Source organism: Bradyrhizobium sp. STM 3809, from assembly GCF_000239795.1.
In the GTDB taxonomy this organism is placed as follows: Bacteria; Pseudomonadota; Alphaproteobacteria; order Rhizobiales; family Xanthobacteraceae; genus Bradyrhizobium.
The window spans coordinates 1-12,009 of sequence record NZ_CAFJ01000202.1 but is presented as its reverse complement, the minus strand read 5'-3'; the positions used below and the strand labels follow the sequence as shown (position 1 = coordinate 12,009).

Here is a 12,009-nt window from a genome sequence, read left to right as displayed (position 1 = left end):
TATCGGCCGCTGCGGGACTTCCTGGCCGCCAAGCTGGCCCGTGATGCTGGAATGTCGGCGCGCGCCGACGACATCATGATCCTCTCCGGCTCGCTGCAGGGGCTGGATCTCGTCAACCAGGCCCTGCTCGCGCCGGGCGACAGCGTCATCGTCGAGCAGGACAATTACCAGGGGACGTTGACACGGCTGGCGCGCCTGGGCGTGAAGCCGATCGGCATCCCGCTCGATGGCGAGGGCATGCGCACCGACGTGCTGGCCACAGTGCTGGCCGACCTCAAGGATCGGGGCATCCGGCCGAAATACATCTATACCATTCCGACGGTCCAGAACCCCACCGGCACGATCATGCCGGAGAACCGGCGTGCCGAGCTGCTGTGGCTGTCCCGCGCCTATGGCGTGCCGGTGTTCGAGGACGACTGCTATGCCGACCTGATCTGGGACGGCCAGCGCCCGCGGGCGATCCACGCCATGTCCGACCATGGCGGCGTGATCCACCTCGGCTCGTTCTCGAAATCGGTCGCACCGGCGCTGCGGGTCGGCTTCCTGGTCGCGCCGTGGAGCATCATGTCGGTGCTGCTGGCGTTGAAGACCGATGCGGGCTCCGGCGCGCTCGAGCAGATGGTGCTGGCCGAATATTGCAAGCCGCATTTTGCGACCCATGTGCCGCAACTGGTTCGCGGCCTGCGCGCCAAGCTGGACACGCTGATCGAGGCGCTCAACGCCGAGTTCGGGACCGCGGCCGAGTTCGAGGCTCCGAAGGGCGGCATCTTCCTCTGGGTCAAGCTGCCGGACCAGGTCGACGCGATGAAGCTGTCACAGGCCGCACTGAAGCGCGGGGTGTCGATCAATCCCGGCCCGGAATGGTCGACCGACGCCACGCATGCGCGGAGCCGGCTGCGGCTGTGCTTCGCCAGCCCCTCGCATCAGGAGATCCGCGAGGGCATCGCCGTGCTGGCAGAGGTCTGCCACCAGGAGTTCGGCGTGCCCAAGCGCTCCGCCAACACGGCGCGCAGCGCGAGCGAGTGATCGCGCGGCTCACCGCACCGAGAACGGCGACTGGTAGGGCCGCCCGAACGGCACGCCGTTGATCACGGTCTGCACCGGCTTCAGCTGCAGCTTGCCGTCGCGCTTGTTGCCGCGCGTGTCGACGAAGGTGACCGGCCCCTCGACGAGATCCATGATCGCAAGGTCGGCCGGAGCGCCGACCTGCAAGGTGCCGAGCTTCGGCGTCCGGCCGATGATCTTGGCCGGCGCCGTGGTGGTCATGCTCACCACCTGCTCCAGCGAGAACCCCATCGCGAGGAATTTGCCCATCACGTTGGGCAGGAACGGCATGCCCGGCGTGTTGCCGGAGAACACGTGGATGTCCGAGGAGATCGTGTCCGGGCCGCAGCCGCCGGGGATCGCGACCTCCGCGACGGTATAGTCGAAGCTGCCGCCGCCATGGCCGACGTCGAACAGCACGCCGCGCTGCTTGGCGGCGAGCGCTGATGGCAGCAGCTTGCCGTCCTGGACGATGTTGGTGAGGGCGCCAGCGATGTTCGGCGCGCCGGAATAGGCATGGGTCAGGACATCGCCGGGCCGCAGCAGGTCGAGGATCTGCGACATCAGTTCGCCGGTCTCCACGCCGCCGATATGCACCATCATCCGCGCCGGCCAGCCGCAGAGTTCGCACGCCTTGATGCCGCGCTTGAGCGGCTCGAGACCGTGCTTGAAGATCACGTTCTCCGACATCCGCACCTTGACCCCGAGCAGGAAGTCCGGGTTCTCGGCCAGCGCCATGGCGCAGGCTTCCATCTGGGCGTTGTCGATGTTGTAGAGCTCGGCGACCGGGAAGGCCGACAGGCCGTTGTTGGCGATATGGACGAACGCATAGATGCGCGCCCGCGACTGGCCGACGATGAAGCGGCGCAACGCCGCGAGATTGTTCACGCCGGCGTCGCCGGCCGAAACCACCGTCGTCGTACCCTGGAATTGCACCAGCTCATCCGGAGGAATCCCGATCGCCGACCCGTAGGGGTAGACGTGGCTGTGGAGGTCGATCAGACCCGGCATCACCAGCCGGCCGTTGGCGTCGATCGACCGCAGGGCGCGTTCGACGGCGATGTCGGGCTCGACGGCTTCGACGACTCCCCAGCGAATGCCGATGTCGCGCTTGCCGCGCAACGCCTGGCTGGGATCGATGACGTCACCGCCCTTGATCACCAGGTCGAACTTGTCCGCCGGCCCCATCGCGGCGCCGGCAGGACCCGGCACGGCGGCCGCCGCCATGGCGGCTGCGGACGACAACAGGAATTCGCGGCGCGACAGTGCGGACATGGTCAGCCTCCCCAAAGCTTGTTGGTAGTTGCGGGGAACATGCGCCCTGTAATGCCTCGCCAGCAAGGCCGGCCTGAAAAGAATGAGACTTTGTGCCAACGATCTCGGCTCTGTCGTTGCGCCGTTGACGCAGTGCATTAAGATGCCACCGCAGCCCTCGCTGAAAGACCGCATGATTTCGGTGTCCCGCCCTCTCCTCGCAATCGTCCTCTGCGCATCGTCGGCGTCGGCTGCTCGGGCGGACGAGACGGTCGACACCGCGCGGGCCTGGGGACTGATCGGCACCTGGGCGGTCGGCTGCAGTGCACCGCCGGTGAGAGGCCGCGGCGCCATCATCTCCTACGAGGTCAGCGGCGACGGTAAGCTGATCTATCGGCGCGATCATGACCCGTCCGACGTCAACGCGGTCGCGAATGCGCGCGTCGAGTCCGACGAGACGCTGGTGCTGTCGATCGTGTTGCCGAAAGCGCGCCAGACGCGCGAGAACGGAATCGCCAAAGCGGCCGATGGCAGCATCCGCTCGGTCTTCAATCGCGGTGAGGATGACAGCTACACCATTCGCGACGGCCGCTTCGTCGCCAATGGCAAGCCGACGCCGGCGCTCAGGAAGTGTGACTGACGAGCCGCTGCAACGCCGGGCGAACACCGAATCTGAACGTGCATTCAGCAACTTCGCAGAAGTTCCTGCGGAACGTTCCGTCACACTTCAAGTTGACCTCGCGCAATTCATCCTGGAGGACAACATGAAGAAGATCGCTCTTGCTCTCGCTTCGCTGACGGCCATTGCGCTCGCGGCGCCGTCGATCGCCAACGCCGAGACCGTGGTCATCAAGCGCGGCGGCCATCACTATCATCACGGTTGGGAGCGCCATCATGGCTGGGATCGCTCGCGCGCCGAATATCGCATGCATCGCGACTGGCGTCCGTATCACCGCCACCACGACCGCACCGTGATCATCAAGCATCGCGACTGATCTGCGCCGCAGATGAGGAAATGGCCCCGAGAGGGGCCATTTTGCTGCGGCGGGCGCCACGGCAGAGACGAGTTGTCAGCGATCCCAGTCCGGCGCGAAGCCCGGATTGACGAAACGTTTGTCCTTCGGCAACGCCGCGATGGTCGCGCGATCCTCATCGTCCAGGTGAACCTTCATCGCGTCCCAGTTCGCCTGCTGGCTTTCGGAGCGCGCGGCCTTGGGGATCGCGGCCACGCCGTCCTGATCGAGCAGCCATTTCAGCGCCACCTGCGCCGCGCTCGCCCCGTGCTTCCTGCCGATGGTGGCCAGCGTCTCGTCGGCGGCCGCGCGTCCCTGCGCCAGGGGGCAATAGGCCACCAGGGGAATCGAGCGGTTCTTCATGTAGGCCATCAGCTTCGACTGGTCGAGCATCACATGGTACTCGACCTGATTGCAGGCGATCGGCACCTGGATCTCCTCGACGGCCTGCTTCAGCAGCGCCACGGTGAAGTTGGCGACGCCGATCGCGCGCGTGCGCCCCTCCTGCTTCAGCGTCATCAACGTCTCGAGCGCGGCCGGCAGGTTCATGCCCTTGGCCGGCCAGTGGATGAGATAGAGATCGACGAAGTCGAGCCTCAGCTTCTTCAGGCTGGTGTCGAACGCGCGACGGATCGCATCCGGCGCGAGATTCTCCGGCCAGACCTTTGTGGTGACGTGCAAATCGTCTCGCGCGACCGAGCCGCCAGCGAGCGCGGCACCAATCGCGTCCTCGTTGGCGTACATCTCGGCGGTATCGATATGGCGATAGCCGAGCGCGAGCGCGCTCTCGACCGCCTCGCGGCACACGGTGCCCTGCATGCGGTAGGTGCCGAGGCCGAGCTTGGGCAGACGAATGCCCTGGGTGTCGATGACGTTCATGATTTCTCCTGGAGACGGGCGGACCTCAGGCCGGACGAGCGCTGGCGGCAGCGTCGAAACATCAAGACCTTGCGGGAAGGCGCTCAGATTGCCTGCGCCACGCTTGGGAGTTCAAGCGAGCCCTGAGCCGGCTTCAATCAACATGTCGGGAGATTGGTTCCGATTGAGGGCGCGAGGAGAGCCGGCCGCTCAGCGCCAATTGCAGATGCCGCCACTGCCCGGCTTGCACGGCCAGGTCTGGATGCGCGTATCCATCGCCTGCGCATCCAACGGATTGCCGTGCCGGCGCGCGAGATGGGCGCGAGCCGCCCCGCGTGGCCGCTCCGCGGTCTTCTCGGAATGAACCCGCCGGGTGGCGATCGTCCGCGGAAGGGCCGAGCTCACGTCCGGATCGATCGCAGATCGGGAGACAGCTGCCGGCCGATCGGTCTTGGCCTCGATCGGCACCTTCTCGAAATGCGCCTCCGGTCCAAGCGGCTCCGGCGACAACACGGCCTTCGACAAGTCGAGCCTGAGAAAGTCACCCGGCTGATAGGCACCTGCCATCGCGTCGGTGCCCATGAGCAACGCGGCGCAAGTCATCGTGCCGACGAACGCTCTCAACACCATCCTGTCCTCCCGTCCTCACGCGTCACACATTGACGCGGCCCTGCTGCGAGATCCCCGTGCAACGGCTGATCGCGATCGCCTCGCGCATCAGCCAGCCACACCTCGCTTCGTCCAAATGTTCGTTGATCGACGTTATCAGCGAGACTCAAAAGCCCCGGAACCGCCAGTCGTTAAATGCATCATATCCAAAGTTCCGCCCACGTCTCTGATGTAGGACACACGGCTGCCTTTTCCAGGCCCAAAACTGCGAGTCACGGTTACCGCTGTGCACGCAAACGGGCGCTGCGGTGATAAGTCATATTAATCGCATGAGTCAGACGAATTGCCGTGCGCGACCCTGATACAGCAGCGCAGCGTCTCATCTGTTCCGGGCGCAATCTGCATGAGCCCAGGCTTTGCCGCGAAGTCGGCATCGAACCCGATCGGGCTGGCGAAGCCGCGCCATGGCTCGATGCAGACGAACGGAACATTTCCGGGCTTCGACCAGATGCCGAGCTGCTGGAAGTTATCCCAGGCTAGTTCGAGCGCCGGTCCCGCATCGCCGACGAGCCGAACCGAGCGGCTGGCCAGCTGATCGAGGATCACGGCATCATCGTCGAACAGACGCTCCCTCAGTTCGAGAACGCGCCCCTTGATCGGCGTCGGCTCGGGTTGTTGGCGGAGCAGGCCGCCGGTCAGACGCCGGATCGGCGCCGGCTCGGGTTCCGCAAAGATCAACCGGTAGCTCTCCTTCGGCTGGCCCGGGAGCAGCGGCCAATTGAACGCAGGATGGCCGCCGAACGAGGCCGGCAGCAGCTCCGCCCCGGGGTTGGCCACCTTGATCGTGATGTCGAGCGCGTCAGCGGTGGTCCGATAGCTCACGAGGAGGCGGAACGCGAACGGATAGCGCGCCCGCGTCGTCTCGTCGTCGGTCAACTGCAGCACGCAAGCCTCCGCGCTGCGCTCCAGCCATGTGAAGCGAATGTCCCGCGCGAAGCCGTGCTGCGTCATCGGATAGCTGCGGCCACGATGCTGCAGACGGTCGTCCGTGAGCCGACCGACGATCGGAAACAGCCAGGGCGCATGGCGCGGCCAGGCCGGGCCTGCCTGCCAGAGCAACTCCAGACCATCGGCCGTCTTCAGCGAGCAGAGTTCGGCGCCGTCGGCCTTGATGGTCGCGGCAATGCCGCCTGCACTGATCGTATGGACGGCGTCGCTCATCCCTGATCACCCCCAATTGCTAAGAACCACGCGAGGTGATGCCGGATTGCGGAAGGCACGTCCAGAGGCCGAGCGATGGGGTCCTCGTGGCGAGGAGGACAGCCCTTGCTGGGCGCGTCTCGCGCCAAGACGCCCGTGACCCAAGCACGGGCAGTCTGCGCCGAAACTTCGTGCAAGCCCGCCGCTTGCCGGCCCGGATCATTCGTGTACGAATGACCAGAACCGGCTTGATGCTGCGCCGCGTGCGGGCGCAAACTGCCGCCAAACGCTTCGAGAGAGAGGACATCCCGATGGCCCATGATGCGCCGCAAGCGACCGGCCCCAGCAAGCTGGTCATCCGCAACATCGGCCTGATGCTGTCCGGCGCGCTGGAACGGCCGATCCTGGACGCCGACACCATCGTCGCCGAGAACGGCAAGATCACCGCGATCGGCCGCTTCAAGGACGTCGACACCTCCGGTGCCACGACCATCGTCGATGCCCACGGCACCACCGTCGCGCCGGGCCTGATCGACAGCCACGTCCACCCCGTCGCCGGCGACTGGACGCCGCGGCAGAACCAGATCAACTGGATCGACTCCTATCTGCATGGCGGCGTCACGACGATGATCTCGGCCGGCGAGGTGCACATGCCCGGCCGCCCGCGCGACGTGGTCGGCCTGAAGGCGATGGCGATCTTCGCGCAGCGCGCGTTCTGGACGCTGCGGCCCGGCGGCGTGAAGGTGCATGCCGGCGCGCCCGTCATCGAGTGCGAGATGGTCGAGGATGACTTCAAGGAGCTCGCCGCGGCCGGCGTCAAGCTGCTCGGCGAGGTCGGCCTCGGCGGCGTCAAGGACGGCCCGACCGCGCGCAAGATGGTCGGCTGGGCGCGCAAATACGGTATCCAGAGCACCATCCACACCGGCGGTCCGTCGATCCCGGGCTCCGGCCTGATCGACAAGGACGTCGTGCTGGAAGCGGGCACCGACGTCATCGGGCACATCAATGGCGGCCACACGGCGCTTCCCGACGACCAGATCCGCTGCATCTGCGAAGGTTGCAAGGCCGGCCTCGAGCTGGTGCACAACGGCAATGAGCGCTCGGCGCTGTTCACCCTGCGCACCGCGCGCGAGATGAACGAGCTCAACCGCGTCATCCTCGGCACCGATGCGCCGGCGGGCTCCGGCGTGCAGCCGCTCGGCATCCTGCGCATGGTGTCGCTGCTGTCGTCGCTCGGCGACGTGCCGGCCGAAATCGCGTTCTGCTTCGCCACCGGCAACACCGCGCGGATGCGCGAGCTCGATTGCGGCCTGATCGAAATCGGCCGCTCCGCCGATTTCGTCATCATGGACAAGGCGCAGCATTCGCCCGCCAAGACCTTGCTCGACAGCGTGCAGCTCGGCGACCTCCCGGGCATCGGCATGACCATCATCGACGGCATCGTCCGCACCCAGCGCAGCCGGAACACGCCGCCCGCGACGAAGATCCCGGAGATCGTGGCGAAGTAGTTGCGCCGATCGCTGCGCCGTCGATGCGGGCGCAGAGGTGAGCGTTCCTAGCTCGCTCAACACCAACGGTGTCATCCCGGCCTTGAGCCGGGACCCTACTCCGCGGCAGTCGTGGTGGGCGCGATGTTGGCTACGCGTCTGCCCCAAACTCTACCCTGTGGCTCTGGGTCCCGGCTCAAGGCCGGGACGACAGCGGAGTTTGCCGCTCCTGCATGCGCACTCTTTTATCATGCGAGCGGGCGAAGCCATCGCCTCACCGACAATGCGAGCGGGTTTGGCGAAGAACGGTAGGGTGGGCAAAGCGGCGCCGTCAGGCGGCGCGTGCCCACCATTGGCAGATGCGGTCCTGGTGAGAATGGTGGGCACGCTTCGCTTTGCCCACCCTACGGGATCTCGCGCTCTGAACTACCGCAACCTGCTCAGCAACGACAACAAAGTCTCACGTTCTTTGGCATCCAGCGGTGCGAGCGTCTCCTTGGAAATCGCGAGCGCCAGCGGCGCGGTCTTCTCCGCGAGCTGCTGGCCTGCACGGGTCAGGCTCACCAGCAACCGGCGGCCGTCCTGCGGGTCCGCACTGGTCTCGGTCAAGCCGCGCGCGGTCAACCGGTCGATCACGCCCTTGATCGTCGCAACATCCATTGCCGTGAGCCGCCCCAACTGGTTCTGCGAGCACGGGCCGGTCTCGACCAGCTTGGACATCGCCGCCCATTGCGTCGGCGTCAGGTTGCTGCCGATGTCGCGGGCGAAGATCATGGTGTGGCGCTGCCACACCTGGCGCAGGATGAAGCCGATCTGGTCGTCCAATACGTAGTTTGTCTTCGCGGGCTTGGCGGCGGCCTTCAAGGCGGGCTTGGGAACCGACTTGGGAGCCGGCTTCGGCGCGGTCTTCGCGGTCGTCTTTGCCGGTCGTTTCAGCGTGGCGGTCTTGGCCATTGTCCCCTTGCCTCAGATCGACAGATGCGCGTCGCGGATGTCCGGCCGCGCGTCGAGCTCGGCCATGGTGCCGGAGAAGCAGATCCGGCCGCGCTCGATGATATAGGCGCGGTCCGAAATGAGCTTCGCGAAATGCAGGTTCTGCTCGGACACCACCAGCGACACGCCCTCCTTCTTCATCGTCAGGATGGCATCGACCATCTGCTCGACGATCTTCGGCGACAATCCTTCCGACGGCTCATCGAGCAGCACCAGCGACGGATTGCCCATCAGGGTGCGCGCGATGGTCAGCATCTGCTGCTCGCCGCCGCTCATGCGGCCGCCCGGGCGGTTCTTCATCTCGCCGAGATTGGGAAACAGCCTATAGAGCTTCTCGCGCGTCCATTGCGGTGCGCCGGGCCGCGGCTTCTGCCGGCCGACCTCGAGATTTTCCTCGACCGTCAGATCGGTGAAGATGCGCCGCTCCTCGGGCACGTAGCCGAGACCGGCGCGGACGATCTCATGCGTCGGCGCGGCCGAGATGTCCTTGCCCTCGAACAGAACCTGGCCCTCGCGCAGCGCGACGAGGCCGACGATCGAGCGGAACGTCGTCGACTTGCCGGCGCCGTTGCGGCCGAGCAGCGCGACCACCTCGCCCTCGCCGACCTCCAGCCCGATGTCGAACAGGATATGTGCGGGACCGTAATGGCTGTTGAGATTGGAGACGGACAGCTTCACGCCGGGGCTCCCTCGCGGTGGGCGGCATCATACAGCAGGCCTTCGCCGAGATAGATCGCCTGCACTTCGCGGTTGGCGCGGACCTCGGCTGGCGACCCCTGTGCGATCAGGCTGCCGCGGTTGAGCACCAGGATGCGGTCGGCGTGCTCGAACACGACGTCCATGTCGTGCTCGGTGAACAGCACCCCGATCGACTGCTCGCGCGCAATTCGAGCGGTCAGCCGCATCAGCTCGACGCGCTCGCGCGGCGCCATGCCGGCGGTCGGCTCGTCCATCAACAGGAGCTTGGGCTGATTGGCGAGCGCGATCGCGAGCTCCAGCCGCTTGAGGTCGCCATAAGCGAGCTCGCCGCAGGGCCGCTCGGCATAGCCGGCCATGCCGACGAGATCGAGCAGGCGATCGGCCTCGCCACGCTCGATTCCGATCATCGGGCTCCAGAAATCGAACAGGCGGTGATGATGCGACACCAGCGCGACCTGGATGTTCTCGCGCATTGTCATGGTTGGATAGGTTGCGGTGATCTGAAAGGTACGCCCCACCCCGAGCCGCCAGACGTCGCGCGGCTTGCGGCCGGTCGTCTCCTGCCCCATCACCGTGATGCGGCCGCTGTCCGGCACGTTCTGGCCGTTCAGCATGTCGAAGCAGGTGCTTTTTCCCGCACCATTCGGGCCGATCAGCGCCAGGATCTCGCCGGCCTGCAGCATGAACGACACGTTGCGCACGGCGTGAATGCCGCCATAGGATTTCGACAGGCCTTCGACCGAGAGCAAGGACACACCGAGACTCATTGCGCGCCCTCCATCTTGGCCGACAGCGCCGCCGCCTTCGGCGCGGCCACGCGACGCCTGTGCATGACGCTCTCGACCACGCCGACGATGCCCTTCGGGAACACCACCACGATCAGCACGATGAAGATGCCGAGCACGAGCTTCGACCAGTCGGTCTGGCTGACCAGCCAGATGTTCAGCGCCTTGTAGACGATCGCGCCGAAGATCGCGCCTGGCACCGTCTCGACGCCGCCGAGCAGCACCATCACGAGCGCATCGACCGACAGCGAGATGCCCATGTTGTCGGGGAAGACGCTGCCCTTCAGATACGCGAACAGCGCGCCGCCGATGCCGGCCGCGGTGCCGGCGATGATGAAGGCCGTCCACTGGATGCGCTTGCCGTTGATGCCGATCGATTCGCTACGCAGCGGCGAGTCCCGCATGCCGCGCAGGGCGTAACCGAACGGCGAGAACGTGATGAGGCGCAGCACGCTCACGACCACAGCGGAGACGCCGAGCGCGAGCCAGTAGAAGTGCGACGGCGACGCCGCCCATTTCTCCGGCCACAGGCCGAGAATGCCGTTGTCGCCACCGGTCACCGCGACCCATTGGAAGGCAATCGACCACACGATCTGGGCGAAGGCGAGCGTCAGCATCGCGAAGTACACGCCCGAGAGCTGCACGGCGAAGGCGCCGAACACGGCAGCTCCAAGCGCGCCGAGCAGCGGCCCCAGCAGCAGGCAGGCAATCATCGGCAGTCCCGCCATCTTGGCGAGGAAGGCGACGCCGTAGGCGCCGAGGCCGAAATAGGCGGCGTGGCCGAACGAGGCGAGGCCGCCGACCGCCATCAGGAAATGCAGGGACGCCGCGAAGATCACGAAGATCGCGATCTCGGCGCCGACGGTCAGCGCGTAGTTGCCGGCGATGAAGGGCAGCATCGCCGCCAGCGCCAGCGCCACCAGAGACGCGAGCCGCTCGACCGAACTCAGGGGACGCCAGGGAATGACGGTGAGGCCGGGCGTGCGGCGCGCGGGCGCCTCCTTCCTGCCGAACAGGCCCCAGGGCCGCACCACCAGCACGACGGCCATCACCAGGAACACCAGAATCAGCGAGATCGTCGGGAAAATGAGGATGCCGAAGGCGTTGAGCTCGGAGACCAGCACGGCGGCGACGAAGGCGCCGAGGATGCTGCCGAGGCCGCCGATCACGACCACGACGAACACCTCGACGATGATGCGCAGGTCCATCGCGTGATGCACGGCATCACGCGGAATCTGCAGCGCGCCGCCGAGCGCGGCGAGGAAGACGCCGACCGCGAACACCGAGGTGAACAGCCATTTCTGATTGACGCCGAGCGCGGCCACCATGTCGCGGTCCTGCGTCGCGGCGCGCACCAGGATGCCCCAGCGCGTGCGCTGGAACAGCAGCCACAACGCGCCGAGCACGACCGGGCCGAGCACGATCAGGAACAGGTCGTAGCTCGGAATGTTCTGGCCGAAGAAATCGACCGCGCCCTTGAAGCCCGGCGCGCGACGGCCGACCAGATCGTCTGGGCCCCAGATCAGCACGACGAGGTCCTCGACCATCAGAGTCAGGCCGAAGGTCGCGAGCAGCTGGAACAGTTCCGGCGCGTGATAGATCCGGCGTAGCAGCACGATTTCGACGAGCACGCCGATCACGGCGACCGCAAGCGCCGCCACGACGATGCCGCCCCAGAATCCGAGCGCGCCGGACAGCCGCTCCGTCAGCGAGAACGCGATATAGGCGCCGAGCATGTAGAACGCGCCATGGGCGAAATTGACGATGCGGGTCACGCCGAAGATGATCGACAGTCCCGACGCCACCAGGAACAGCGAGGCCGCACTGGCAAGGCCGGTCAGGAACTGGACGAAATAGAAGGCCATGGGCGGTCCGCGTGAGGGAGATCGTCTTGGTTGGATGAGCCGCGTGTGAGTTCGCGTACTCTCTTGAAGAGCCGCAAGCGTGGGGTGAGGGTCCTCGGCCCGAACCTGTAGATCGGGCGTCGTGCTCCCTCACCCCGCCCGCTCTCCCCCGCGGGAGGAGGAGGCAGGAAGGCGTGGAGAAGGCGTGGATCAGTCCTGACGC

At 66.2% G+C, this 12,009-nt stretch carries 12 protein-coding genes; 4 read left to right on the top strand and 8 right to left on the bottom strand.

All coding sequences use genetic code 11. The annotated features are described in order from the left end of the window. Positions 1 to 1,026 (top strand): aminotransferase-like domain-containing protein (locus tag BRAS3809_RS11145; protein WP_035656056.1); only part of this gene is annotated, 1,026 nt, incomplete at its 5' end. Between the two features lie 9 nt (positions 1,027 to 1,035). Here BRAS3809_RS11145 and BRAS3809_RS11140 read toward each other — a convergent pair. Continuing rightward, positions 1,036 to 2,319 (bottom strand): amidohydrolase family protein, encoded by a 1,284-nt coding sequence (locus tag BRAS3809_RS11140; RefSeq protein WP_035656054.1) that lies wholly within the window; start codon positions 2,317 to 2,319, stop codon positions 1,036 to 1,038. A 172-nt stretch (positions 2,320 to 2,491) separates the two neighbouring features. Between BRAS3809_RS11140 and BRAS3809_RS11135 the strand changes: the two genes are divergently transcribed. Both BRAS3809_RS11135 and BRAS3809_RS11130 read left to right on the top strand, forming a co-directional pair. Next, positions 2,492 to 2,938, top strand: coding sequence for a hypothetical protein (locus BRAS3809_RS11135; protein ID WP_008962198.1), 447 nt, complete (start codon positions 2,492 to 2,494; stop codon positions 2,936 to 2,938). 124 nt (positions 2,939 to 3,062) lie between these two features. After that, a complete protein-coding gene (locus BRAS3809_RS11130) occupies positions 3,063 to 3,293 on the top strand; it encodes a hypothetical protein (protein WP_008962197.1) in 231 nt (76 codons plus the stop codon). Positions 3,294 to 3,368: 75 nt separating this feature from the next. Here BRAS3809_RS11130 and BRAS3809_RS11125 read toward each other — a convergent pair whose 3' ends face one another. The 3 genes from BRAS3809_RS11125 to BRAS3809_RS11115 all read right to left on the bottom strand — a co-directional run bounded on the left by BRAS3809_RS11125 (position 3,369) and on the right by BRAS3809_RS11115 (position 5,999). After that, positions 3,369 to 4,190: an aldo/keto reductase gene (locus tag BRAS3809_RS11125; protein ID WP_008962196.1), complete on the bottom strand. Its 822-nt coding sequence runs from the start codon at positions 4,188 to 4,190 to the stop codon at positions 3,369 to 3,371. Positions 4,191 to 4,379: 189 nt separating this feature from the next. Beyond that, entirely contained in the window at positions 4,380 to 4,799 is a 420-nt protein-coding gene (locus BRAS3809_RS11120) for a hypothetical protein (protein WP_035656051.1), read from the bottom strand. 300 nt (positions 4,800 to 5,099) lie between these two features. Further along, positions 5,100 to 5,999: an aldose 1-epimerase family protein gene (locus tag BRAS3809_RS11115; RefSeq protein WP_008962193.1), complete on the bottom strand. Its 900-nt coding sequence runs from the start codon at positions 5,997 to 5,999 to the stop codon at positions 5,100 to 5,102. 290 nt (positions 6,000 to 6,289) lie between these two features. Between BRAS3809_RS11115 and BRAS3809_RS11110 the strand changes: the two genes are divergently transcribed. Further along, the gene (locus BRAS3809_RS11110; RefSeq protein WP_008962192.1) at positions 6,290 to 7,486 is read left to right on the top strand and encodes an amidohydrolase family protein; all 1,197 of its coding nucleotides are present in this window, start codon (positions 6,290 to 6,292) and stop codon (positions 7,484 to 7,486) included. Positions 7,487 to 7,891: 405 nt separating this feature from the next. Here BRAS3809_RS11110 and BRAS3809_RS11105 read toward each other — a convergent pair whose 3' ends face one another. Genes BRAS3809_RS11105 through BRAS3809_RS11090 form a run of 4 tightly spaced genes read right to left on the bottom strand, consistent with a single transcriptional unit; the run spans position 7,892 to position 11,807 of the window. Beyond that, positions 7,892 to 8,419 (bottom strand): MarR family winged helix-turn-helix transcriptional regulator, encoded by a 528-nt coding sequence (locus BRAS3809_RS11105; protein ID WP_008962191.1) that lies wholly within the window; start codon positions 8,417 to 8,419, stop codon positions 7,892 to 7,894. 12 nt (positions 8,420 to 8,431) lie between these two features. Then, entirely contained in the window at positions 8,432 to 9,136 is a 705-nt protein-coding gene (locus BRAS3809_RS11100; RefSeq protein ID WP_008962190.1) for an ABC transporter ATP-binding protein, read from the bottom strand. Continuing rightward, positions 9,133 to 9,924: an ABC transporter ATP-binding protein gene (locus tag BRAS3809_RS11095; protein WP_008962189.1), complete on the bottom strand. Its 792-nt coding sequence runs from the start codon at positions 9,922 to 9,924 to the stop codon at positions 9,133 to 9,135. The genes BRAS3809_RS11100 and BRAS3809_RS11095 overlap by 4 nt, the downstream gene beginning before the upstream one ends. Then, positions 9,921 to 11,807 (bottom strand): ABC transporter permease, encoded by a 1,887-nt coding sequence (locus BRAS3809_RS11090; RefSeq protein WP_008962188.1) that lies wholly within the window; start codon positions 11,805 to 11,807, stop codon positions 9,921 to 9,923. The genes BRAS3809_RS11095 and BRAS3809_RS11090 overlap by 4 nt, the downstream gene beginning before the upstream one ends. Positions 11,808 to 12,009: the final 202 nt, after the last annotated feature.